General features: G+C 60.3%; 20 protein-coding genes, 1 other RNA gene and 1 pseudogene. 15 read left to right on the top strand and 7 right to left on the bottom strand.

Features of this window, described 5'->3' with window-relative positions; translation table 11 throughout:
• Positions 1 to 195 precede the first annotated feature (195 nt).
• From AC6CH8_RS06390 to AC6CH8_RS06370, 5 genes are all read right to left on the bottom strand, one after another.
• Positions 196 to 3,279: a chitobiase/beta-hexosaminidase C-terminal domain-containing protein gene (locus AC6CH8_RS06390; protein WP_498189435.1), complete on the bottom strand. Its 3,084-nt coding sequence runs from the start codon at positions 3,277 to 3,279 to the stop codon at positions 196 to 198.
• A complete protein-coding gene (locus AC6CH8_RS06385; RefSeq protein WP_498189565.1) occupies positions 3,279 to 3,806 on the bottom strand; it encodes a hypothetical protein in 528 nt (175 codons plus the stop codon). Before AC6CH8_RS06385 ends, AC6CH8_RS06390 begins: the two co-directional genes overlap by 1 nt.
• Before the next feature lie 84 nt (positions 3,807 to 3,890).
• On the bottom strand, positions 3,891 to 4,727 hold the full coding sequence (locus tag AC6CH8_RS06380; protein ID WP_420178450.1) for a hypothetical protein: 837 nt from the start codon (positions 4,725 to 4,727) through the stop codon (positions 3,891 to 3,893).
• A 119-nt stretch (positions 4,728 to 4,846) separates the two neighbouring features.
• Positions 4,847 to 6,193: a hypothetical protein gene (locus AC6CH8_RS06375; protein ID WP_420178449.1), complete on the bottom strand. Its 1,347-nt coding sequence runs from the start codon at positions 6,191 to 6,193 to the stop codon at positions 4,847 to 4,849.
• A 262-nt stretch (positions 6,194 to 6,455) separates the two neighbouring features.
• Complete coding sequence (locus AC6CH8_RS06370) at positions 6,456 to 9,179, bottom strand: GH25 family lysozyme (protein ID WP_498189433.1); 2,724 nt, start codon at positions 9,177 to 9,179, stop codon at positions 6,456 to 6,458.
• 283 nt (positions 9,180 to 9,462) lie between these two features.
• Between AC6CH8_RS06370 and AC6CH8_RS06365 the strand changes: the two genes are divergently transcribed.
• The 14 genes and pseudogenes from AC6CH8_RS06365 (at position 9,463) to AC6CH8_RS06300 (ending at position 20,901) form a co-directional block, all read left to right on the top strand.
• Positions 9,463 to 10,686 (top strand): TadA family conjugal transfer-associated ATPase, encoded by a 1,224-nt coding sequence (locus AC6CH8_RS06365; protein ID WP_498189431.1) that lies wholly within the window; start codon positions 9,463 to 9,465, stop codon positions 10,684 to 10,686.
• Positions 10,686 to 11,540, top strand: coding sequence for a type II secretion system F family protein (locus AC6CH8_RS06360; RefSeq protein ID WP_420178446.1), 855 nt, complete (start codon positions 10,686 to 10,688; stop codon positions 11,538 to 11,540). Before AC6CH8_RS06365 ends, AC6CH8_RS06360 begins: the two co-directional genes overlap by 1 nt.
• Positions 11,537 to 12,479 (top strand): annotated as a pseudogene (locus tag AC6CH8_RS06355) (type II secretion system F family protein). Before AC6CH8_RS06360 ends, AC6CH8_RS06355 begins: the two are co-directional and overlap by 4 nt.
• An 82-nt stretch (positions 12,480 to 12,561) precedes the next feature.
• Entirely contained in the window at positions 12,562 to 12,801 is a 240-nt protein-coding gene (locus tag AC6CH8_RS06350; protein WP_498189429.1) for a hypothetical protein, read from the top strand.
• 9 nt (positions 12,802 to 12,810) lie between these two features.
• Complete coding sequence (locus AC6CH8_RS06345; RefSeq protein WP_498189428.1) at positions 12,811 to 13,233, top strand: TadE family protein; 423 nt, start codon at positions 12,811 to 12,813, stop codon at positions 13,231 to 13,233.
• A 133-nt stretch (positions 13,234 to 13,366) separates the two neighbouring features.
• Positions 13,367 to 13,756 (top strand): hypothetical protein, encoded by a 390-nt coding sequence (locus AC6CH8_RS06340; protein WP_498189426.1) that lies wholly within the window; start codon positions 13,367 to 13,369, stop codon positions 13,754 to 13,756.
• The gene (locus AC6CH8_RS06335) at positions 13,753 to 14,208 is read left to right on the top strand and encodes a pilus assembly protein TadG-related protein (protein WP_498189424.1); all 456 of its coding nucleotides are present in this window, start codon (positions 13,753 to 13,755) and stop codon (positions 14,206 to 14,208) included. Before AC6CH8_RS06340 ends, AC6CH8_RS06335 begins: the two co-directional genes overlap by 4 nt.
• Positions 14,209 to 14,277: 69 nt before the next feature.
• Positions 14,278 to 15,396: a peptide chain release factor 2 gene (prfB, locus tag AC6CH8_RS06330; protein ID WP_498189422.1), complete on the top strand. Its 1,119-nt coding sequence runs from the start codon at positions 14,278 to 14,280 to the stop codon at positions 15,394 to 15,396.
• Positions 15,397 to 15,584: 188 nt separating this feature from the next.
• Complete coding sequence (gene ftsE / locus AC6CH8_RS06325) at positions 15,585 to 16,349, top strand: cell division ATP-binding protein FtsE (protein ID WP_017198501.1); 765 nt, start codon at positions 15,585 to 15,587, stop codon at positions 16,347 to 16,349.
• Positions 16,346 to 17,260, top strand: coding sequence for a permease-like cell division protein FtsX (gene ftsX, locus AC6CH8_RS06320; protein ID WP_017198500.1), 915 nt, complete (start codon positions 16,346 to 16,348; stop codon positions 17,258 to 17,260). The genes ftsE and ftsX overlap by 4 nt, the downstream gene beginning before the upstream one ends.
• Before the next feature lie 55 nt (positions 17,261 to 17,315).
• Positions 17,316 to 18,731, top strand: a complete 1,416-nt coding sequence (locus AC6CH8_RS06315) for a M23 family metallopeptidase (protein ID WP_091468498.1) — start codon at positions 17,316 to 17,318, stop codon at positions 18,729 to 18,731.
• Between the two features lie 77 nt (positions 18,732 to 18,808).
• A complete protein-coding gene (smpB, locus tag AC6CH8_RS06310; protein ID WP_017198498.1) occupies positions 18,809 to 19,279 on the top strand; it encodes an SsrA-binding protein SmpB in 471 nt (156 codons plus the stop codon).
• 97 nt (positions 19,280 to 19,376) lie between these two features.
• Positions 19,377 to 19,745: a transfer-messenger RNA gene (gene ssrA, locus AC6CH8_RS06305) on the top strand.
• 172 nt (positions 19,746 to 19,917) lie between these two features.
• Positions 19,918 to 20,901 carry a S1C family serine protease gene (locus AC6CH8_RS06300; RefSeq protein ID WP_498189420.1) on the top strand — a complete coding sequence of 328 codons (984 nt, stop codon included), beginning with the start codon at positions 19,918 to 19,920 and terminating at the stop codon, positions 20,899 to 20,901.
• Here the strand turns inward: AC6CH8_RS06300 and AC6CH8_RS06295 are convergent.
• Positions 20,898 to 21,221, bottom strand: coding sequence for a hypothetical protein (locus AC6CH8_RS06295; protein WP_178997629.1), 324 nt, complete (start codon positions 21,219 to 21,221; stop codon positions 20,898 to 20,900). The genes AC6CH8_RS06300 and AC6CH8_RS06295 overlap by 4 nt on opposite strands.
• A gap of 76 nt (positions 21,222 to 21,297) precedes the next feature.
• Here AC6CH8_RS06295 and AC6CH8_RS06290 point away from each other — a divergent pair, with 76 nt between their 5' ends.
• Positions 21,298 to 22,752: a DHA2 family efflux MFS transporter permease subunit gene (locus tag AC6CH8_RS06290; RefSeq protein WP_498189418.1), complete on the top strand. Its 1,455-nt coding sequence runs from the start codon at positions 21,298 to 21,300 to the stop codon at positions 22,750 to 22,752.
• Positions 22,753 to 22,801: 49 nt separating this feature from the next.
• Here AC6CH8_RS06290 and AC6CH8_RS06285 read toward each other — a convergent pair whose 3' ends face one another.
• Positions 22,802 to 23,515 (bottom strand): metal-dependent transcriptional regulator, encoded by a 714-nt coding sequence (locus tag AC6CH8_RS06285; RefSeq protein ID WP_420178437.1) that lies wholly within the window; start codon positions 23,513 to 23,515, stop codon positions 22,802 to 22,804.
• Positions 23,516 to 23,519 lie beyond the last annotated feature (4 nt).

Genomic DNA, 23,519 nt, shown 5'->3' with positions numbered 1-23,519 from the left:
GTGCCGACGAATTCTTGAACGCCAGCCGCAGCCCGCAACGCTGTTGTCACGAGTTCCTTGCAAACCCTCAGTCTAGTTCATTGTTGGATACCTTCTGTGGAAGGGAACCGGCTTCACCGCTGGCAGCAGACGAAAGGGGTGCACCGGATATTCTCCGATGCACCCCTCAAAACGGCAAGCTATGTCCGGTCCCTATCAGGGGAGCGACGTGAATCCTTGCCATCCGTTGCCTACCTGGCCCCAAGCCAGCCAGCCCCCGGAACCGTTGCCTGGGTAGAGCCACAAGTTGCCGTTGGCGTCCCTGGCAAGTACATCAGCTTTGCCATTCCCGTTGAAGTCTCCCGGGCCGAGCAGCGCTGTCATGCCGTTCCATCCGCTTCCGATTTGGGAGCGGCTGCCCCAGCCACTGCTGCCATTGCCAGGGTAGAGCCACAGGGCGCCTGCAGTATCCCGGGCCAGCACATCAGTCTTCGCGTCGCCGTTGAAATCGCCCGTGCTGAAGATGGCATTCATGACGTTCCACCCTGCTCCTACTTGAGTGCGGCCAGCGCTGAACTTACCCAGGCCGTCGCCCTTGTAGAGCCACAGGACTCCAGAGGAGTCCCTCGCCAGGACATCGGATTTGCCGTCCCCGCTGAAATCCCCGGGGGCGATCACGGACGTCATACCGCTCCAGCCTGCGCCCGCTGCCTCAGGGGGTTGCCAGCCGCCCACGCCGTTTCCTTTGAAGAGCCACATCTGCCCGGACGCGTCCCTGGCCAGGACATCACTTCGTCCGTCCCCGCTGAAGTCCCGCGTTGGGATAATCAGGTTGTAGTTGTTCCACGAAGTACCCGTGTTGACCTTGCCCAGCCATCCGCCTGTGCCGTTGCCCGGGTAGAGCCACAAAGTACCGGCGGCGTCCCTGGCCAAGACGTCATTCTTGGCGTCGGAGTTGTAGTCCTTCCAGGTGTTGGTTGGCGCCGCAGGCAACGTGTACGTCTGCGAGGCTACTGCGGATTGGTTTCCTGCAGCATCAACGGCGAAGTACTTGACCGTAGTGGTTGCTGTTGGGGTCACCGTTACTGTTGTGGTCCCGCTAGGGCTCGAAACCGTTGGAGTGGAGTTGTTCGTGGTGTAGTAGATCTTCGCGCCGGTCTCTGTGGTCAGTGTGACCTTTTGCCCAAGGGTGAGGTTGCCACCTTGTGGGCTGGCGGTCACGGTAGGCGCTACATTGTCCAACACGTATACCTGGGCTTGGGGTGCGGAGGCGTTGTTGGATGCGTCGACCGCCATGTACGTGATGGTCTTGCTTCCCATCGTGATGGGACCGGTGTAGAGGGTACTGGCCGTGGTCGGAGTCGTGCCATTTTCCGTGTAGTAGATTTTGGCGTCGGCTTCATTCGCGGTCAGCGTGACCTTGGTTGCAGGTCCGTACGTTCCGCCCAAGGGATTGACTGTCACTGTAGGTGGTGTCGTGTCAGCCACGAAGACTGTGAAGTTGACGCCTGCGACGGTGGTGTTGCCGGCAACATCCCGGGCCTCTACCTCGAACCTGTTGGGTCCGTTGGCGATGTCTGCATAGACCTTGGGTGAGGTGCATGCGGTGAAGGCATCGGTTCCCAGGCGGCAGCGGAATCCCGCCACATCCGGAGAGGTGGAGGCGAACTGGAACTGGTACCCGGCTCCCACTGTGGCCCCGCTGGCCGGAGCCGTGATGGCTACCTGGGGGGCCGTCAGATCAGCCGTCACGGTCTGTGCAGCAGCAAGGCTGACATTCCCGGCTGAGTCTGTGCTGCGGATCCTCAAGGTATGGGTGCCCGCAGTTGTGAGCGTGAAGGTGTCGCCAGGTACACAGGCCTGGAAAGCGGTATCGGCAGTGGAGTCAACAGAACAGGAGAGTGTTGTTCCTGGCTCGAAAGTGGCACCGAGGACCGGTTTGCCGTTGACCACTTGACCACTGTTCGGGGCAGTGAAGACCGGCGCAGCCGGGGCGACCGTGTCCACTGTGAAGGTCCTTGAAACCGGAACCCCGCCGGGGGCCGGCCTGACGGAGAACGTCTGCGGTCCGTTGTTCAGTGCAGTTGACGTGTACGTTCCGCCAGTGCAGGCCACCCAAGCGCCGCCCATGGAGCACTCCAAAGCGCTGCCTGCTGGTTCCGCTGCCACACCGAACGTTGGAGTGGTGTCGTTGGTGAATTCGGGGTTGGGAGCTTGTGCACCACTCGCCAGTGTGGGGCCGGAAGTAATTTTGGCCACAGCGCCACCAAGGATGCTGATGCTCCCCCTGCCGGTTCCCGTTGGGGAGCTCAACTGTCCGGGATCGTCCAGGACCAGCAGTTGGCCAGCGCGCATACCCAGGCCGCTGATCTTGCTGAAGCCCAGGGCCCATTGGTTGTCTACTGCACCGGTGGCGAGGTTGAGGCGTGACACCTTGTCTGTGCCTGCGGTCGTGCCGCTGCTCGTCCCCGTGTAGATGACGTGGGCGTCGTAGTCGTAGAAGATCGACGCCGCGACGCCGACGTTGTAGGAAGCCAGGGGTACGTAATCTGTCATCTCTCCATTGCCCGGGGCAGAGAACGCCCGTAGGCCAGTGGTTTCCAGAACATACACACTGACATATCCATTGCTGTCATAACCTGCCGCCACAAGGCCCAGTGCCCGGGTGCTGACCGACGCAATGGATTCGATGCTTGGGTGCATGATGGTCGGATCAACGATCTTGATGATTGATCGGGCGTTGGCGAACGACAGATAGATGTTGCCGTCCGGGCCGTCCGATACTGCGTTCGGGCGGACGTCGCCGTCGAGGACCGTCAGTGTACTGCTGTATTCAAAGAGGTCCAGCGGCGGATTCCATACAGCCCGTACAAGATGCGAACTCCCAACGGCTGAGTCCGGGATGAAGACGGTTTCGTCGCCGTTACCGATGGAGCCTGGCGTCGGGTCGAGCACGATTGAAACCCCGGGTACTTTGGGGCCCGGTCCGGCTCCGGACAGGCTTCCGCCCAAGCATGTGTCTTCCTCAATGGTGCCCGCGTTGCCATTAACTGGTTCGGACATCCGGCAGAATCCGGCCACGCTGTCTGAAACCCACATCCTGCCGATGGGGTCCAGAACCGTTCCAGCCGGCTTGGTGAGCCCGATTCCTATAATTTGTTTCTGTTGGTCGGCGTGCGCTGGGGTACTGGAGACCACCGCTGTCATACCTGCCACCGTCAGAAGAACCGCAGCCAATGCTGTGGTGAGCTTGTGGCCGCGAAGCCGCCAACCGCCGTCGCGCCTTATCTGCCGTTCCATCACGCCACTTCCTTCAGCCACTTGGTCAGGACTGCGGCCTGTGGTGCCATGGGTGCCAGGGTGAGCGCTCCCTTGACGATGGGAACGCCGCCAAGCCCATAGAGTGCCGTACTTATGGTTGGCGGATTGTTTCTGGTGCAGGCTTTGATAATCAAAAGGCAAATATCATTGCGGGTGCCAACGGCGCCCGCTTCCAGAGCGACATTTACCGCGGCATTTTCTTCCGCCACCAAAACCTGGGGTTGAGGGCCCACATATGTCACCACGACATCTGCGAATTTCTTGTATTGAGTGTTGGCCCAGACCTCTTCAAGGCTCGACAAGATGATGAGCGGATTTCCATTTATTCCGCGGCACTCAAATTGATAGCGCTTTACTGGTTCGGGTCTTTCGACGCGTGGTTTGTCGGCATCGCCGGCATTCGTCACGCCCAGCCTGAATGGCTCAACATTTTCAACGACCTTGACCGAGCAGCCTGTAAGAACGAGACCGGCTAGGCCAAGCTGGACGATAGCGCGTCTTGGCATGTCCACCGAGGGATCCCCACTTCATTCGGATGCTCCCCAGCTCCGCATGCAGTTGGATTTTCGCCCCAGCCGTTGCCGGCTGCATTACTCTATCTTCTCCCAAATTCCGCATTTGTCACTAGTTAGTACGTCTTTTTCTTTCAGGAGTATTCCCGATTGGCCTTCAGCTGCGCCGCCGCTGGCCTTCGTGCTGCCGTCAGAGGCCGTCACCGACCACGTGCAGCCCTCCGGCGGGGTCTTTCGGAGATGGAACTTTCCGGGAACCAGGCCGTCGTTCGTCACCGCATACTCGCCGTCCGCGGCTCTTTCGCCGGACGCCCAAAATCCAATGATTCTTCCTTGCGGCGCCCTGGGACATAGTTCGCTGGCTGCCTGCAGCATCTGCCGGCTGCTGCGTCCGAAGAGCTCGGAAGCTGCTTCGTCGCTAACGCGGCTACAAAGCGACAATGCAGTTAGGTAGGCTTCGAGTCCTTCGGATGGCGGCACGCCGGGCTCAGCTATGGAGATGATCCTCGCTTCATCTTCGGTGGGTTCGAACGGGACAGGCCCCTCGTAGTTTGCCGAGCAGGAAGCCAGCCGGACATATTCCGAGGAAGCCCAAACCTCGGCGAGGCTTGTGTACGCAACGTCTGGAACGGCCTCGTTCAGGCTTGAACATAAGTACGAGAACCGGCCTGAATCATCAGGCGCGCCGACACCCTGTCCGCTGCCTTCGCCTGGTTCCGTCGGTTCGGGACTCGAGGCTGCTGATGATGAGGGTGTTGTGGTGGGAGGTGCCGATGCAGAAGAACCGGACGATGCCCCAGCCGAAGGCGTCGTCGTTGGTGTCGTTGCGCCTGAGCAACCAGCCACAAGCAGTAGCAGCGCCGCAGCGGCCGGGTACAGGGTTCGCATGGTGACCTCCACCTCCATGGTTGCCATAACCCGAAGGCCGGTCAATGAATTTGGCTGCGAATCGGGTATCGATACCGCTACGAAAAGGCGATCCGTGTTCGCCGAAGGCCTTGCTCCGGGGACCAAGGCCTTCGACGATACGGTGCTTAGGCGAACATCGAGTTCAGCGTGTTGATGACAGTTGCTTCTACGCCCGTTGTTCCGCCACGGAAGTGGCCGATGTGTCCGTAAACGGTCATGGAGCCGCCAGCGATCCCGGGATGGTCCGGGTCCCAGCCGCCCTCATAGCTGCCGCCGGATGAGTAGGGCGGTAGGAACTGTGCGCTAGGCACGTAGTAGCACGATTCGTTTCCGTAGCCCCCAACGATCACGCCGTTTGCACCGCCGAACCTTGCCCTGAAATATGCGGCATAGCCGCTCACCAGCTCGCCACCGACGATCCCGATCCTCAGTTGAGGGCTGCCTCCAAACTTCCACACCTGGAAGGGACAAACGACTGACGTTTCATAACTGCCGCTATCAATTCGACCCATCATGACCTGGGCGTGGCGTCCATACCAAGCGGGATTGCCATCGAGGTTGGGTAGCCGGGATGCATATGCGGCCCGGACCGCGGCCATGTTGCCTGCCGTGGGCGTGATATCCAAGGGTATATCCACTTCCCGGTAGCTGGTCTGGAGGGGGCTGCCAATGATCCTTCCCGGGGTCTGCATGGCCACATCAACAGCAGCCCCGAGCCTGGTGGCGTACTCGTCCCTTAACTCCCAACTGGGTACTCCCATGGGATTCTGATCTCCGGCCGCTCCCTGCAGGAACAAGGCAAAACACTCGGGGTTGGTGTTTTCGATGTAGTTGCACGCCCCGGCGGGAAAATCGCCGTCGAAGAGTGTGCGCATACCTGCCGCGACCGGATGGCATGCGTAATTGAAGATCACCGCCGCGGCGTTGCCGTTTGGCTTGCGTGCCACGATGACGGGGACTGTGTTCTCAAGGTAGGGAAGGCCCACCCTGTTGTACGCAATGCTGGCCGTAGTGACCTTGTAATCCAGGGTGACGGCGGTTTGCGAGGCGTTGAGCGCCTCACTGGCAGCGTCCACGAGGTCGTTCTCCAAGTGCTGGCTGTAGGTCTCCACCATTGACAAATCTGACAGTCCATAGCACATGAACGGGTGGAGGGTGTCAACTATGGCCGGCCCGTTATGGGTGTGGGTGGACTGGATCAGGATGTCGCCGTTGGACCAGCTTGCCAACTCCAGGATCCGTTGCCGGGCCCGCTGATGGATGGATCTGGGCAGGGCAAGAATATCCACGCTCATGATCAGGTTGGGGGAGCCGTTTTCCCAAAGGATGATCGCCCGAACCCACAGTGATTCGTAGGGTGCACTGCTGGTGGCCTCCCGGCCGCCGTCGAGGGTCCCGTACCCCGCCATGTAGGGATTGACGGAAAGCGGCGGCGAAATGCTGACCTTGGCCGTTGAAACGGTAAACGCCATGAAAGATCACTCCTTGATTGTGCGCATTGGTGACCTTCGCTTGCCCCCAAACAAAGCCCGTTTCCCGAATGCGCTGAACAGCCAATACGTGAGACCACCTTCATTAGATCACGCAATCCCGGGATTTAGACCTGTCCGTTGGCCTAAACATTATTTGTTTCCTTTACGTAGTTTTTCCAAATGCGAAAGGGCCTGCGCACTCCTTTTCGGAGTGTGCAGGCCCTTGGAGAATTTCGGACTCGGAGCGTGCCGGGGTCTACCTTCAGGCGGGTGCGAGGATTCTCAGCCCGCCCCAACCAGTGCCAACTTTGGTGGGTGAGCCCCAGCTGCGATTCTGTCCTACCGGGTAGTAGCGCAGATCGCCGCCGGTGGTCCGCGCCAGGATTCCGGTGGAACCGACTCCTGCGAAACCACGGATGGCTCCGTAGCTGTTGACCACGTTCCAACCGGTTCCCACTATGCCGGGCGCTTCCTGGACCAGGGCTCCACTGCCGTTTGACCGGTATAGCAACAGGTCACCGGCGGAATTCTTGGCCAGGAGGTCCATGTTGGAGTCCTTGTCGAAGTCCATCTGGGCGATGTCCAATCCGGCCCAACCTGTACCAATCTGAACCCGGGCGCCTAATGAGGTTCCGGATGGATTGCTGATATGGAACAAGCGACCAGCGGGATCGTAGCCAACGATGCTCGGTCGTGCATCAGACTTCCGCCACGAACCAACTGTAAGAGTCCAGTCCTTCCAACCGGTCCCGAGGCTGATCGGCGCCCCGTAGCCCCGGCCCGCGAATCCTGGGTAGACACTAAGCCGCCCATCGGTCCACTGCGCAACGATGTCCAAAGCGTCGTCGTTGTTCCAGTCTGCGAGGAAACCCGCCTTGAGGCCGGTCCACTGCGTGCCGATAAGCTCGGCTGGCATCAAGGAAGTAGACCCGGACCCGGCGTAACGGTACAGGTTGCCGTCTTGACGTGCGGCCACGACGTCCTGCGCGTCGACGCCGAGAGTCCTCTCAACGTTGACCGGTGCGCCGCTGATCACGTTCGCGTCGTTCCATCCCACTCCGATGAGGAAGCGGTTGCCCCAGGACCCGGAGACTGCCGGATAGTAGTACAGGTCACCATTGGCAGTCCGGGCGTGGAGCCCCTGCGAACCGGATCCGTTGAAACCCGCCGCGGAGCTCACCGATGTCATGCCGGACCAGCCGTTGCCAATCACCCGGCTCGACTCGGAGAGGAACGATCCCACACCGTTGGAGCGGTATAGACGCATGATGCCGTCGGCCGTCCGGGAGACGATGTCCTGGTTGCCGTCACCGTCGAAGTCCAGTTGATTGAATTGGTGCCCTCCGAAGCCGGTTCCGATAAGCACGCCTCCGTTGAGGGCGCCTCCTGCCGCATTCGTATAGCGGTAAAGGTTTCCTTTGCCATCCTGGCCGATGACACCCGGATAACCGTCCCTCGAGTTCCACCACCCAGCCGTGAGTGACATCTCCTGCCACCCTGTTCCCACCAGCAAAGGCGAAAGGAATCCGCCGCCGGAGGCGCCGCGGAACACTTGGAGCGAGCCGTCCCGCCACTGGGCGAGGATGTCCTGGACTCCGTCCTGGTTCCAGTCAACGACGTGGACGGACTGCGCAGTACCCCAACCGGACCCAATCGTTACCGGGCCCGTGATGCGGCCTTGGCCGTCTGCGGGGAAATTGTCCAGGCGTCCGGAGGGCATGGCAGCGAGCACGTCAGCCCCGGACCGGATGGAGGGGCTGGATGGGCGGGGGACTCCGCGCGCAAATGTCCGAAGCTGGTCATAGGTGCCGTTGAAAATGTTTGAATCACCCTCAAAGGGGCCGGTGCTGCTGTACTGCCACATGGTGTAGTTGCCCCAACTGACCGGCAGGTTGCCCGGGGAGTTGGTTGGGTTGTTCCAGTAGGACGCGATCCACAGGGGGTAGCTTCCGAATGTGGAGTTTCCCACGCAGGTGTTCCACCAGTCAGTGGTGCTGTAGATCACCGGGAAACGGCCGGTCAGGGCCTTGACTGTGTTACCAAAGTCGGCCGCCCACTGTCCGAGCTGCGCCTTGGACATGTCATAGCACGTGTTGCCGAAGTAAAACCCGTTGATGGTCCGTCCGGCATAGGGGTTGTACTCAATGTCCAGGACGGGAGGCAACGTGTAACCGTCGGCTGTCCAGCCGCCACCGTTTGCCACGAAATACCGGGCCTGGTCAGCACCTGATGACCAGTTGGGTATGGCGAAGTGGTAGGCGCCCCGGACCATGCCTACGCTGCGGGAGCCGTTGTACTGCTGTGTGTAGTTCTCATTGAGGTAGTAGTTGCCCTCAGAAGCCTTGACGTATGCCCATCGGGAACCTTGATTCCATTGGTTCTGCCAGTTGACGTTGCCCTGGTGGGCACTGACGTCCTGTCCGGCAATGCCGATGGAGGGGCGCCAGTGTCCCGGGTCAGCCGCCATGGGGAACGCTGAGTCCACGGCTCCGCCGATTGCTTTCGCTCCAGAAGGCTGCGAAGCCGCCTTCTGCTGCTTGGCCATTACTCTCGGCGAGCGCTGCCCCATTTCTGCACCACCGGCTGGAATGGCGGCTCGCATGGCCGTTTTCATGGCTTCGGCGTCCGGGGCGTTGCCGGGCATGGATTTGGGTGTTGCGACAGGTGCTTCGGGCTGACCGGAGGCGGTTGGGCTTGTCACCACGGGTGAGGGTTCGACGGCGGCCGGCCGCTCTTGCTGCTCGGGCACCTGCGCATCCGTTGGCAACTCGCTGTCCGGCGCGGACCCGGAGCCGTCACCGGCCGGCCGGGGGCCTTGCGGCGGCGGGCTTTCCTGAGTGTTGGAATGCGGGGCCGGTTGAGGTCCGGAAGGCTGCGCCCATGCGGGAACTCCAAGGCTGCAAGCCGCCAGCAATGCGACAGTTAGCGCCAGGCCGGCACGTGCAAGAGGGATGCGGTGGACCGGGTCCATCGAATTAGTTTTCATTTTCACATCCGGCCCTGTACCGCGGCTTAGCGGCGCATGGTGTGGCTTGCGGACAAGCTCCAGGGCGGGCGCCTGCGCATGAGACCAAAGGCCAGCTCCTAACGGGCTTTACCCTAACATTCCGAAACTGGAGTGACTAGTGGGATTCAGGTTGCTTGTGTGACAGATGATGGCACTTATCCACACGTGTTTCCTCGGTGACTTGGGCGAAGCGACTGGCTCGCCTAGCGTGAATGACTCGAGATGCGCCTCTCATTTACGGTTCGTGATCATGGGGAGAGATGTGGATGCTGTAAAAATCGTCGAAGGAGAAGTCCGGGAACTCATACGACGCCGCGGGCTGGATCCGCTGGAACAAACAAAGGACGTTCGGCTCCTCGTGGATGAGGCCGTCAACGATTACGACGAGCGGGCACTCCTGGGCCCCCTGCCGTCACTCGGACACCTCGAGGCCGCCCGACAACACATCTTCGATGCCGTAGCAGGGTTTGGGCCGCTGCAGCCGCTCTTGGATGATGCCGGAATCGAAGAGGTATGGATCAATGCGCCGCACGAGATCTATGTGGCCCGCAATGGGGAATCCGAGCTGACGACCGTAACACTCACCGAGCAGCAGGTGCGGGATCTCGTGGAAAGGATGCTCAAGAGCTCGGGGCGCCGTTTGGATCTCTCATCCCCTTTCGTGGATGCGGCACTTCCCGACGGATCCAGGTTGCACGTAGCGATCCCGGACATCACCCGTCAGCACTGGGCTGTCAACATCCGGAAATTTATCGCGCGGGCAAACCGACTCGAACACCTCGTTGAGCTTGGAAGTCTGACACCCCAAGCTGCCAGGTTCCTTGGCGCGGCAGTAGCCAGCGGGCTCAACATCCTGGTGTCGGGAGCCACCCAGGCGGGAAAGACAACCATGCTGAACTGCCTTGCCGCAAGCATCGGTTCCCGTGAACGTGTCATCACGGTCGAGGAGATCTTTGAATTGCAGCTCCCGCTGCGCGACGTAGTCGGGCTGCAATGCCGCCAGGCGAATCTCGAAGGGGGAGGGGAAATTCCGTTGCGGCGGCTGGTTAAGGAAGCGCTTCGGATGCGTCCGGATCGCTTGGTGGTGGGAGAGGTCCGCGAAGCCGAAAGCCTCGATATGCTGATCGCCCTGAATTCCGGGTTGCCTGGGATGTGCACTGTGCATGCCAATTCTGCACATGATGCCGTCACTAAGATCTGCACGCTACCACTCCTGGCAGGAGCGAATATCTCCAGCGCTTTCGTAGTACCCACAGTGGCATCCTGCATCGACCTCGTGGTGCACTGCGGCCGACATTCAACCGGGCGTAGGCAGGTAACCGAAATTCTCTCCCTGGGGCGCAGGGTGGAAAACGGGATCATCGAATCCACTGGTGTCTTCGGCTTGGTTGCAGGTCAATTGCAGCCCAGGGCAAACTCCATGCCGGCAGCGGAAAAGTTTGCCAGGGCAGGCTTTGACGTGGCTGCCCTCTTGGAGTTGAACTGATGGCCCCGTTGCTTGGGATCGTGGGTGGTTTGGGAGTGTTCCTCGTTTGGTGGTCCGCATGGGTCGAGCCACCGGTTGAATCCAGAAGAAGCAGGCCCCGTCGCTTGGACCTCCTTCTGATGTCAGCAGGGATCGAAAAAGTAACGGGCGGCGGACTCCTTGCCACCTGCGCCGGCTTCGGCTTGTTTGCCCTGCTGGCGTTTTACGTTCTGACAGGGTCGCCGCCGGTTGCCTCGTGTTTTGCGATATTCGGTTCCTGGATTCCGTTTGCGGCTGTACGCTGGCGGGCCCGGAAGCGCAGGACTGCGCTCCGGCAACTGTGGCCGGATGTTGTGGACCACTTGCGGTCCGCGATTCGTGCGGGTCTTGCACTGCCGGAGGCGTTGATCCAGCTGGGACACAATGGACCGGAAGAGCTAAGGGAATTGTTCCTGGACTTTGGAGCCGACTATAGAGCTGCCGGGAATTTTGAGGCGGCGGTGAACAGGCTCAAAGGTCGGCTGGCAGACCCTGTGGCCGACCGCATCATAGAGGCCCTGCGAATGACCCGCGAAGTGGGCGGTTCAGACCTTGGGCGCATGCTGGGTACCCTCTCGGTGTTCCTGCGTGACAGCGCCCGGACCCGCAGTGAGCTTGAGGCCCGGCAGTCCTGGACCATCAATGCTGCCCGGCTTGCTGTAGCTGCTCCCTGGATAGTTTTGGTGGTCATGGCAAGCCGGCCAGAAGCCATGATGGCTTTCAACTCCGGCATGGGCGCGGTGGTGTTACTGGGAGGGCTGCTGATCTCAGTTTTTTGCTACTCCGTGATGCTTCGCGTTGGTGCCTTGCCAGAGGATGAGCGGGTTTTTCAATGAACACCTCGGTTGCTATCGCCATGTTGTGCGGCCTGATTCTCGGAGCCGGATGCTGGCTAATGCTGGTGCGGCTCCCGTTCATGCGGCCACCGAGATTCTCTGACCGCATTGAAGCGCAGTTGAAGTCGCAAAATCTCGATTCGCGCCTGCTCCGCGCGCCAACACAGAATCTCACGCCCTTCGGCCCGTTGGAACGGATTCTCCGTCCAGTCATTCGCGATGCAATCATCGCTATGTCCAGCTTCAATCCCGGTTTAACAGCCCTGGGCAAGAGGCTTGCCCGTGCCGGATCGACAAAATCCACCTTGGATTTCCGGGCTGAGCAGCTTCTGTGGGCCAGCGCCGCTTTCGTGCTCGCTGTCCTCGTGGTTATCGCGGGCGCGACCTCCGGGCGATTCAGTCCGGCCGGCTCTTGTATCGCAGTCCTGGGAAGCGCGCTAGGAGGTTACCTGCTTCGCGATTTTGTGTTGGGACTGAGGATCAAACGGAGGGAATCAAGGATGTTGTCCGAGTTTCCCCAGTCTCGCGGAGCTCATGGCGCTCGCTGTTGCTGCGGGAGAGAGCGCGATGGGCGCAATGGACAGGGTGAGCCGTAGCTCGAATGGTGAACTTTCCGGGGAATTTGCCACAATCCTGGCGGATACACGGTCGGGGAAACCACTGACGGAAGCACTTCAGGCCTTTTCATCAAGGGCGGAATTGCCGCCCCTCGTTAGGTTCATCGACGGTCTGGTGGTTGCTGTCGAACGCGGAACGCCCTTGGCGGACGTCCTACGGGCGCAAGCGGCAGACGTCCGCGACGCCGCACAACGGGAACTTATGGAGTCTGCAGGCCGAAAAGAGATTGCCATGATGGTGCCGCTTGTCTTTGGCGTGCTTCCTCTGACCGTAGTCTTCGCTGCTTTCCCGGCCATCGCGGCTCTGGAAATGAGCCTCTAACGCACAGCCATCAATCTGTCCTATCCGTACATTCAACCAGCGACGCTACGTCAGTGCCTGCTGGAAACACATTGGGGAAACCATGAAACGAGTTACAAACAAACTGTCCGCTGTCTCTCTCCCTCTGCTTTGCCCCTCATGGGTGTTCGTGGCCATTGCTTTGAGGGCACTGCCCTACAAGGAAAATCGCGAGCGCGGGGATGTCCCTGGTTGGGTGATGATCACCCTGATGTCAGCGATCCTCGTGGCTGGACTACTTGCCATCGCCACACCGGCGTTGGGCGATCTCTTCAATCAAGCAATGAGCAAGGTGGGCAAGTAGGGCGTCGGGATGGACATCAAGGGCCCCGTGGGTGATTGTTTCAAGCCGGCAAGTGTTGGACATGTGAACGAGCGCGGATCAGCGGTTGTTGACTTCGTGTTGGTTGGCGCATTGCTGACCCTGTTTTTCCTGGCGATTGTTCAACTAATGCTGGTGCTGCACGTTCGGAACACGCTTATTGATGCTGCCGCTTCCGGAGCGGGGTACGGGGCGTTGTCGGATCGAACGTCCGCGGACGCCCGTTCCCGGACTGCCGAGTTGATTGGTGCCGCGTTGAGCGGTGATTTTGCCCGCGATGTCACGTCGACTGAAATCACGATGGATGGGATCCGAACCTTGGAAGTGACAGTGAGGGCACCTCTGCCGGTGGTTGGCCTGATCGGCCCCGCCCAAACCTTGGAGGTCAAGGGTCATGCAGACCTCCCGGGGTGACACGCCAAGGTCACTACTCGTCGCTTTCCGGCTTAGGCTGCGGGCGGCCTTGTGCTTACGGACGGAGCCGCTTGGGACAGCAACGACTTACGCTCCCCATCAGGAACAGGAAGCCCAAGGGGGCAACGCCACGGTGGAATTCACCTTCCTGGCGTTGTTGCTCATGGTCCCCGTGGTCTATTTCGTGGTGACCGTAGGCCAGATTCAGGGCGGATCGTTTGCTGTGGTGGGTGCTGCTGACCAGGCAGCTAAAGTCTTCGTGACGCAAGGGGATCCCGCCAGCGCAAGGATCGCAGCGGAGCGCAGTGTTCTTCTGGCCCTCAAGGACCACGGCCATGGACTCGAGAAGGCCAGTATCACCATCGATTGTGATCGTGGGAGTTGTTTGGCGGCCGGTGCGACCGTAACCGTGACAGTGCGCCTGGAGGTGTCTTTGCCCTTGATGCCGTTCGGGGACGTGCTGCAATTGCACGCGAGTCGACTCAGTGCCTCGGCATCGCAGGTTGTAGGGCGTTACCAATGACAGTGGGGTCATCGAGTGGACACTCTCGGGAGGATGGCCAGGTAACGGTTCTCATCCTGGGGTTCGTGCTGTTGTCGCTTCTCCTGGCCTCGGTGGTCATGGGAGCTTCAGCTATCTATCTGGAGCGCAAGAAGCTCTTGTCCCTGGCTGACGGAGCGGCTCTCGCGGCCGCGGATTCCTACACAGTGGGGGATATTGGGGGAAGTACTACTCCTTCTACCTCGCTGGTGGATGCGAGGGTCCTGGCCGCGACCGTCTCCTACCTCGACGACAGCAACGCTTTTTCCCGCCATGACCAGCTTGCTGTGGCAGCGGGGACGGGTAGCGAGCCGGGGGGTACAGCGGTGGTAGTCCTCACCGCCATGGCGCATCCGCCGGTGATCAGCTTTCTACTCCCCGAAGGGATTCTCATTGAGGCGAGGTCAACGGCCCGTTCCCGGCTGACCCAGTAAGTGCATCTTCCACGGGCAGGGCGAGGACGCCATGAGCGAGGTCAACGGATAGCGTACGCTGGGAAGATCATGGCTGAAATTGATTTTCCCGCGGAAATCCGCGCACTTCGAGCAACGTACAGCTCAATCGAGAACGTCACCGATATCGATGCCCTCAAGGCTGAGATCGCTGAGCTGAGCGAGCAGGCAGGGGCTCCGGACCTTTGGGATGATCCCGCTTCTGCTCAGGTGATCACCTCCCGGTTGTCGCACCGGCAGTCCGACGTTGAGCGCCTGTCCAAGCTCGCATCCCGGATTGACGACCTCGAAGTCCTGGTGGAACTGGGCCAGGACGAGGGCGATGAGGATTCGATGGCGGAAGCGGCCAAAGAACTTTCCTCTATCCGCAAGGCGCTGGCGGAACTCGAGATTACAACCCTTTTGTCGGGCGAGTATGACGAACGCGAAGCTGTAGTGACCATCAGGGCAGGAGCCGGCGGCGTTGATGCTGCCGACTTCGCAGAGATGCTCATGAGGATGTACCTGCGTTGGGCGGAACGCCATGGCTACCCGACCACTGTGATGGACACGTCCTATGCCGAAGAAGCCGGTCTGAAATCCGCCACCTTCGAAGTCAAGGCACCATACGCCTTTGGCACGTTAAGTGTTGAAGCCGGAACCCACCGGTTGGTCCGCATCAGTCCTTTTGATAATCAAGGGCGCCGTCAGACATCCTTCGCAGCGGTAGAAGTCATCCCCTTGATCGAGCAAACAGACTCCATCGAGATCCCGGACAACGAAATCCGCGTGGACGTCTTCCGGTCCTCGGGCCCGGGCGGCCAGTCGGTCAATACTACTGACTCCGCAGTGAGGCTGACTCACATCCCCACGGGCATTGTGGTTTCGATGCAGAACGAGAAATCGCAGCTTCAGAACCGGGCGGCCGCCATGCGTGTGCTCCAGTCCCGATTGCTTCTGGTGAAGAAGGAACAGCAAGACGCGGAAAAGAAGGCTTTGGCCGGAGACGTTAAAGCGTCCTGGGGTGACCAGATGCGTTCCTACGTCCTCAATCCCTACCAGATGGTCAAGGACCTGCGGACGGAACACGAGGTGGGCAACACCTCGGCGGTGCTTGATGGAGATATAGATGATTTCATCGACGCCGGCATTCGCTGGCGTACCGGCAACCGAAATGCAGCGGCCAACTAGGAACCGTGTAAGGCGGCCCGGGTCACCCAGGGCTTTGGATTCCGCGACACGCCCTTGAAAGCCGCGGAATAGCGGCTGAACCGTGCGTATAGTCGAGTGGCCGGTGCTCTCACTTCCCCCATCGAAAGCCCGCGCTCCGGCTGTTGGACTGGGCGACTATGTCATGTCCGGCGGGGTTCTAAAGGGCCATGATCAGATTTGAGAATGTCACCAAGGTCTACGAGCAGAATGCCCGACCGGCGCTCGATTCTGTGAGCCTTGAGATCAACCGCGGCGAATTCACCTTCCTGGTGGGCGCTTCTGGATCAGGCAAGTCCACGTTCCTGCGGTTGATCCTGAAAGAGGACAAAGCCTCGTCCGGATCCGTTTATGTCGCTGGCCAGAATGTTGCCAACATTTCGAGTTGGCGCGTCCCGAAGCTCCGGCGCGGAATCGGCGTTGTCTTCCAGGACTTCCGGTTGCTCCCTCAGAAGAACGTATTCGCCAACGTAGCATTCGCGATGCAGGTGATCGGCAAAAGCCGCTCGATTATCAGGGAGACAGTACCTGAGGTCCTGAAGACGGTTGGACTTGAGGGCAAGGAACGTCGCATGCCTCATGAACTTTCCGGTGGTGAGCAGCAGCGCGTGGCGATCGCCCGCGCCGTCGTAAACCGCCCCGGCATTTTGCTGGCGGACGAACCGACCGGAAACCTTGACCCCATCACGTCGATGGGAATCATGGGAGTCCTGGACAAGATCAATCAGAACGGCACCACGGTAGTGATGGCAACCCACGACGACGACATCGTCAATGAAATGCGCCGCCGCGTGGTGGAACTCAAGAACGGCAAGGTCATTCGCGACGAAGCCAAGGCGCTGTACACCTCGATGATTCCCGTGGTTGGGGAATCGCGCCGGCTGCGGGACGCCAGCGGGGAAGAGCTCAACCGTGCGCAGGGGGCACAGCTGTGAGGCTTTTGTTTATCCTCGGGGAAATCGGTGGTGGCCTGCGTCGGAACCTCTCCATGGTGATTTCCGTGGTCTTGGTGACTTTTGTTTCCCTGACGTTCGTGGGCGCGGCGGGAATGCTGCAGATGCAGATCAACCAGATGAAGGGCTATTGGTACGACAAAGTCCAGGTAGCTGTCTTCCTCTGTAATGATGGTTCGACGGCGGTCGGTTGCGCTTCGGGGTCGGCCACCAAGGAACAGCAGGATAACCTCCAGGCAATGCTCGAATCCCCGGCAATCAAGCCGTACATCAACGACTTCCAGTTTGAGTCCCAAGCCGAGGCGTACACGCACTTCAAGGAGCAGTTCTCCAACTCGCCGATAGTGGATTCCGTATCCGAGGACCAGTTGCCGGCCTCGTTCCGGATCAACATGAAGAACCCCGAAAAATACGAAATCATCAGTGAGACGTTTTCCTCGCAACCGGGTGTTGAAACGGTCAGTGACCAACGGCAGGTGCTCGAGCGCATTTTTTCCTGGATGAACGGGGCATCGGTTGCGGCCATTGGCGTGGCAGCCGTGATGATTTTCTGTGCAGTCCTCCTGATCACCACCACCATCCGGCTGTCGGCCTTCAGTCGACGCCGGGAGACAGGAATCATGCGGCTGGTGGGTGCGTCAAAGACGGTGATTCAACTGCCGTTCATCCTTGAAGGTGTCATAGCTGCCGTTGTGGGAGCGCTGCTGGCCTCCGTCACGCTCTGGCTTATGGCCCACTTCTGGCTCAACGGCGACTTGTCGAGGCAGTTCCTCAACACCCCGTTCATCTCCTCCACGCAGGTCCTGGTGATCGCGCCGGTGTTGATTGCCCTTGGCGCTGGTCTTGCCGGCATCTCTTCCCTCCTGACTCTCCGGCGTTACCTGAAGGTCTAACCGTGAACGCCCTGACTGAAACAACCGCCATGCTGACAAGCGAAAAGGAATCCTGATGACCACGTTGGACCCGAACCCCCTGCGCAGGCGCCTTGCGTCGGGCCATGCTCGGTTTCTGGGGGCGGTTCTTGCTGTTGGCCTGGCTGTCAGTCTCCTTTCAGGTGCTCCATCAGCCCAGGCAGACAGCCTTGAGGACCAGCAGGCTGCGCTGGAAGCAGAAGCGGCCCGGGTCCAGGCTTCGCTCGAGTTTGTTGACTCAAACATCGCAAAGGCTGCCGGTGACCTGGTGATCTACCAGGGGCGGCTTCCTGGCGCCCAGCAGGCTCTGCTTGAAGCGCAGGGTCGGGTGGCGAGTGCGGTCAAGGAAGTCGAGGCACTTGCTGCCAGGGTTGAGCTCGCCCAGCAGAACAAGGCCAAAATTACGGAGCAGCTGGAGAGCGATAAGCAGAAGATCACTGACACCAAGAAGCTGATCGGACAGATCGCCTCGCAGGCCTACAAGTCCGGTGGAGTTCCCACTAACATTGCACTTTTGTTCGGCTCCAGTGAATCCGGAAGCTTGACCGAGTCCATGGATTTGGCTGACCAGGCCATGCGCAGCCAAAACGCGGCGATGACCAAACTCACCCAGCAGAACGCCACCAACGTGAACTCCCAAGCGAGGCTTGTTGCTGTCGAGGAAGAAATCCAGGACCTGAAGGCCAAGGCGGACGCCGCACTTGACCGGGAAAAGTCGGCGAGGGACGAAGCGGCGAGCAAGAAAGCCGAAGTCGACAAGCTCATTGAAGACACCACCCGCCTCAACGGGCAACTGCAGGCCGCCAAGCCGGGCATCGAAGCCAATCTTGCCCGGGTGAAGGCCGAACAAAATACGGTGGCCGCCGAGATCGTGGAGCGTGACCGGAAGCTGAGGGAAGCATGGGAAGCGGAACAGCGCCGGATTGCCGAAGAGGCTGCGGCCGCGGCTGCTGCTGCAGCAGCAGCGCAAGGTAGGCCTGCACCTCCGGAACCGCCGTATTCTCCTCCGCCAGCTGGTTCGCCGTCGGCGTTCGGCCTTCGGCACCCCTTCGCAAGTGCTGTCCCCATCACCTCCGGATTTGGCTGGCGTGCAACGCCACCAGGCACCATTGATTTCTATGGCACCGGTGGTTACATGCACACCGGCATCGACTTCGGTGCGGCATGTGGCACGCCCGTCTACGCAGCGGCGGCGGGCGAGGTCTTCAACTCGGGCTGGAACTCGGCCGACGGCGGCGGATGGCGGGTAAAACTGTCCCATGGTGTGGTGCAAGGCAACTCGCTGACCACCATCTATTACCACAACAGCAGCATTGTCGTAGCAAACGGCCAGCAAGTATCGGCGGGGCAACTCATCGCATACTCGGGCAGCACGGGTAACTCGACAGGTTGCCACGCGCACTTCGAAACCTGGCTCAACAGTGCCGCAGTGGACCCCATGACTCTCCTCTAGCGTGCCGATAGCGCGCAGAGGCTATGCCGCGCTGGCGTACACTAGTTGAAATCCGCATCTAAACAAGGAGTTCTACCGTGCCCAAGGAAAGTGGCCGTAAGGTAGTGGCCACCAATCGGAAGGCCCGGCATAACTACCATGTCCTGGACACCTATGAGGCAGGCATTGCCCTCATGGGAACAGAGGTGAAGTCCCTCCGTGAAGGTCATGCCTCCATGGTTGATGGCTTCTGCACCTTCTACAACGACGAACTGTGGATGGAGGGCATCCACATCCCTGAGTATCACCAAGGGAGCTGGACCAACCATGCTGCACGCCGGCGTCGTAAGCTCCTGCTGCACCGCGATGAACTGGACAAGATCTCGCAGAAAATTCGCGAGTCCGGCTTTACCGTTGTGCCGCTCCAGCTCTACTTCCTGGACGGCCGGGCCAAGGTGGAAATTGCTATCGCCCGAGGCAAGAAGGATTACGACAAGCGCCAGACACTCCGTGAGCAGCAGGACAAGCGTGAGTCGCTGCGTGAGTTGCGGGAACGCAACCGACGCTAGGCAGCGTGTCTTCGGGAATGATTCGCCGGATGGATGCGTTATGATAGGTAGTCCGACGGGAGTTCAAAGACTCTTGCCGGGTTTGGTAACAAAATACGGGGATGATCGGTTTCGACGATGTTAGTCGCGACAGGTGAAGCGGGCCGAGGATGCAGAATTATCTCGTAAACGCTGTCTGCAAACCAATAAGTGCCGAATCTAAGCGCACTGACTTCGCTCTCGCTGCCTAAGCAGTAAGACAGTCCGTCAGCCCGGGGTTGCTATCGCCCCGGTTCCTGGCGTCATTTAGATAGCCACTGCTGTTTGCCTTTGTCATTGAGGTAAACGGGACTCTTAGATGACTGGGCCCGGATCAGCCACCTGTTCGCAGGATGGCTGGGGCCGAGAAAATCCGACGCGAACTGCGCCCGGAGAAGCCCTGACAAAACGACATCGGACGGGGGTTCAATTCCCCCCATCTCCACCCCGGAAAGCCCTCGGATCCTCGTGATCCGGGGGTTTTCTTTTTGCCACGCGCCATCGTTCACCCACGGCGTAGCAAGTTCCGGACTACCGGCAACTGCATGGCAGTTGTACAGGGTAGACGCGTCGCCGAAGGTTAGCGGTGAAGCGCGGGGGACCTTGGCAGGAGGCACGAGATGACGACAAACCAGGCTTTCGAAGAAAAGGCGTCAGACGACGACGGAGCCTTGGACGCGTACTCACAGATCGTCATACGGGTTGCCGAGTCGGTGACGCCCCACGTTGCTGCAATCGAAATGACGAGTACAGACCGCCGCGGGCGGGTCCGCGGAGGAAGCGGTTCAGCTGTGGTCTTCACCGGCGACGGATACATGCTGACCAACGCCCACGTGGTGGCAGGCATCCAGTCCGGACGGGCCGTTTTCGCGGATGGCAAGCAAACTGATGTGGAGCTGGTGGGCGCAGACCCCCTCTCCGACCTGGCCGTGGTCCGTGGAGTGAAGTCAACCCCGCCTCCGGCTTTGCTGGGCAACGCTGACACCTTACGGGTGGGCCAGCTGGTGATTGCTGTGGGGAACCCGCTCGGTTTGGCCGGTTCGGTAACTGCTGGCGTGGTGAGCGGGTTGGGGCGTTCCATCCCCGTACGAGCGGGCGAACACAGGCGGGTGATTGAGGACGTCATTCAAACCGATGCTGCGCTCAACCCAGGGAACTCCGGGGGTGCACTGGCGGATACGCGGGGACGCATCGTGGGCATCAACACCGCCGTAGCGGGTCTCGGGCTGGGGCTGGCAGTACCCATAAACACCACAACCCAGCGCATCATCGCCGCGCTGCTGAGGGACGGCCGCGTGCGCCGCGCTTATCTTGGCCTGGTGAGCACTCCGATACCACTGGATGCAAGTTCGGTGGTTCGGACCGGCCAGAAAGAAGGCCTGCGAGTAGTGGAGGTCATTCCGGGCTCGCCGGCGGAATTGTCCGGGCTCCAAGCGGGGGATGTGGTGCTGCGTGCGCAGGATCGTGCGGTGTCCAGCGCCGAAAGTTTGCAGAAATTGCTGTTTGCCGAGGCTATCGGCCAGCCGTTCCCGCTGACGGTGCTCCGGGAAGGCACAGTAGTGAAGCTGACTGCCCTCCCATCCGAAATGAGCCAGCTGGCCTAGCCCTCGCGAACGTCGACAACGCCGATGAAACGGCTTCCCACGCCTTCATATTCGCTGCGGACATCGCCGAGGAACAGTTCGGGAAGTTCGCTGTTCCGGTGGGTGCCACAGAAGACGAACGAAAAGTCCGGCCACCATTTCTTGGGGCGAACGGCCTCGGTGTATCCGCAGACAGCACACGTCAGGTGTACCCAGACGGGTCGCTTGCCGGTGCGGTTGGCCCTGGACTGAACCAACCACGCCGGGGGATTGTCCTGGATGTCCCGGAGTTCGGCCTCGGAGAGGCGGGACGGAATGCCGTGGCGTTGGGCCATTTCCATCGAAATATCAAGGGCCAATGCGGCATCACGTCTGCTAATCACTATTCAACGATACGGGACTTCCCGGGCGTAGGCTGTGCACATGACTGACGCTGCGGTCCTTCCGCCGAGCACACCTCTCCAGAAACGCGTGCTGGTGGTGGCAATTGTGGCGTCGTTCATCGCTATCCTCGATGGATTTGTGGTGAATCTCGCGTTGCCAGCCATTGGAAGGGAACTGGGTGGCGGCCTGGTCATCCAACAGTGGGTGGTGGACGCTTACCTGCTCTCACTGGGGGCCTTGATCCTGGTTGCCGGTTCACTATCTGACCATTTCGGCAGGGCAAGAATTCTTGAATGGGGGCTGGCCGGTTTTGCCGTGACCTCGGTGATGTGCGGGCTCGCGTGGACGGGCGAAGTGTTGGTAGTCTCCCGGGCACTGCAAGGGATAGCCGGCGCCCTCCTTGTTCCGAGTTCGCTCGCCATGATCATCTCGTCGTTCACCGGCCCGGCGCAGTCAAAAGCCATCGGGCAGTGGTCGGGTTGGACGAGCGCTGCGGCTATTGTGGGTCCGCTGATCGGCGGCATCGCTGTCGACCTGCTCTCATGGCGGGTGATCTTTTTCATCAATGTCATCCCTGCTGTTGCCATCTGGCCGATGCTTGCAAGCCTGCGGTCGTCGGATGCGGCGAGGGACAAGAGCAAAAGCATCGACTACCTGGGAGCTTTCCTGGCCATGGTTGGCTTGGGCGGGCCAGTGTATGCCTTCATCGAACAGGGGAGGATGGGGTGGGGGAGCGCCCAGGTATGGGTCCCACTGGTGGTGGGTGTGGTTGCGATGGTGCTGTTCCTCATCCACGAGGCCCGGACTGCTGAGCCCATGTTGCCGTTGCGACTCTTCAGTATCCGAAATTTTGCCTGGGGTAATCTCGCCACTCTGGCCATCTATGCCGCGATCTCCCTGGGTTTCTTCGTGTTGGGCATTTACCTGCAGCAGGTAGGCGGCATGGGCGCCACCGTGGCGGGCCTGGCGCTGCTTCCCGGCACAGTCATCCTGATGCTGGGTGCGTCCTACTTTGGTGGTCTCGCCGGAAAATACGGCCCCAGATGGTTCATGACGGTAGGCCCTCTACTGTGCGGTGCGGGCTTCCTGATGTCATTGACTGTCCAAGAGCCGCTCAACTACTGGACGCAGGTGTTGCCGGGGCAGATTGTCTTTGGCCTTGGCCTGGCGACGTTGGTTGCGCCCCTCACGGCTGCCATTCTAGGCGCTGTTCCCTCGGAGGAGGCCGGGATCGGTTCAGCCGTGAACAACGCGGTTGCCCGTATTGCGGGTCTGATCTCCATCGCCTTCGCTGGGGTGATTGTGGGGCCGGCCTTCACCCGGGACGGACTGTACAACGCTTTGCTGGTGACCGCGGGCCTGTTCCTGTTCGGGGCGCTGGCCTCCGCCGTCGGAATCCGGAATCCTGTGCAGGAAGCTCCGGCGGCCGCCGTCAGCGAACCTCATACCGCGTCCGACGACGGCGGTGCGAGCGGGCAGCCAAGCTGACCTAAGGCGCGCCTGGGCTCAATGGGGCCTGGGCTTGTCAGGATCGGGCTTACCGGGCTGGAAGGATGCAGCCTTCGTGCGTCTCCGCGCTTTGAACCCAGAGAGCTGAAGTGACCTCGTCCGCGAGGTCGAACTCGCGGCCTTTTGCGCCGCTGCCGATGCGCACCACCAAAGCTCCGCCGAAGGGTTTGCGGCCCACCACTTCAACGGGCGCGTCCAAGGAAATCTCTTCAGAGGCAAGGTATCGCAAGAGGTCCGGATTCTCATCGCTGATTCGCGTGATCCTGCCTGAGTGGCCCTGATCCAGTTCAATCATTCGGTAAGCGTGCGGCAAGTCGACCGAACCATCTGCCGAGGGAATCGGGTCTCCATGTGGGTCCCGGACAGGATGTCCAAGCTTGGCCGACATCCGCTCAATGAACGTATCGGACACAGCGTGTTCCAACATTTCGGCTTCGTCGTGGACCTCGTCCCAGCTGTAGCCGAGTTCATCCACCAAGTACGTCTCAATCAGCCGGTGCCGGCGCACCATGGACAGCGCGAGCCGCATTCCCTGAGTGGTCAGCCTGATGGCGCTGTAAGGCTGGTGATCGACCAGGCCTTGGTCCTTGAGCTTGCGCACCATCTCAGACACCGAGGAGTTAGCCACTCCCAGGCGCTGGGCAAGTTGGGACGACGTAATTGGTTTGTCCTGCCACTCCGTGTAGGAGTAGATGACCTTGACGTAGTCCTCGATCGAGGATGAGGGCGTACTGGTCTTCACACCC

The sequence above is a fragment of the Paenarthrobacter sp. GQ52 genome, assembly GCF_059759005.1.
Note: the sequence above shows the minus strand (reverse complement) of the source record. Positions and strands in the feature narration are given on the sequence as shown.

Excerpts from the sequence above, each read along its gene's own strand:
- AC6CH8_RS06390 (WP_498189435.1), bottom strand. The coding sequence starts at position 3,279 with ATGGAACGGCAGATAAGGCGCGACGGCGGTTGGCGGCTTCGCGGCCAC.
- AC6CH8_RS06385 (WP_498189565.1), bottom strand. The coding sequence starts at position 3,806 with ATGCCAAGACGCGCTATCGTCCAGCTTGGCCTAGCCGGTCTCGTTCTT.
- AC6CH8_RS06380 (WP_420178450.1), bottom strand. The coding sequence starts at position 4,727 with ATGGCAACCATGGAGGTGGAGGTCACCATGCGAACCCTGTACCCGGCC.
- AC6CH8_RS06375 (WP_420178449.1), bottom strand. The coding sequence starts at position 6,193 with ATGGCGTTTACCGTTTCAACGGCCAAGGTCAGCATTTCGCCGCCGCTT.
- AC6CH8_RS06370 (WP_498189433.1), bottom strand. The coding sequence starts at position 9,179 with ATGAAAACTAATTCGATGGACCCGGTCCACCGCATCCCTCTTGCACGT.
- AC6CH8_RS06360 (WP_420178446.1), top strand. The coding sequence starts at position 10,686 with ATGGCCCCGTTGCTTGGGATCGTGGGTGGTTTGGGAGTGTTCCTCGTT.
- AC6CH8_RS06350 (WP_498189429.1), top strand. The coding sequence starts at position 12,562 with ATGAAACGAGTTACAAACAAACTGTCCGCTGTCTCTCTCCCTCTGCTT.
- AC6CH8_RS06345 (WP_498189428.1), top strand. The coding sequence starts at position 12,811 with ATGGACATCAAGGGCCCCGTGGGTGATTGTTTCAAGCCGGCAAGTGTT.
- AC6CH8_RS06335 (WP_498189424.1), top strand. The coding sequence starts at position 13,753 with ATGACAGTGGGGTCATCGAGTGGACACTCTCGGGAGGATGGCCAGGTA.
- prfB (WP_498189422.1), top strand. The coding sequence starts at position 14,278 with ATGGCTGAAATTGATTTTCCCGCGGAAATCCGCGCACTTCGAGCAACG.
- ftsE (WP_017198501.1), top strand. The coding sequence starts at position 15,585 with ATGATCAGATTTGAGAATGTCACCAAGGTCTACGAGCAGAATGCCCGA.
- AC6CH8_RS06315 (WP_091468498.1), top strand. The coding sequence starts at position 17,316 with ATGACCACGTTGGACCCGAACCCCCTGCGCAGGCGCCTTGCGTCGGGC.
- AC6CH8_RS06300 (WP_498189420.1), top strand. The coding sequence starts at position 19,918 with ATGACGACAAACCAGGCTTTCGAAGAAAAGGCGTCAGACGACGACGGA.
- AC6CH8_RS06295 (WP_178997629.1), bottom strand. The coding sequence starts at position 21,221 with ATGGAAATGGCCCAACGCCACGGCATTCCGTCCCGCCTCTCCGAGGCC.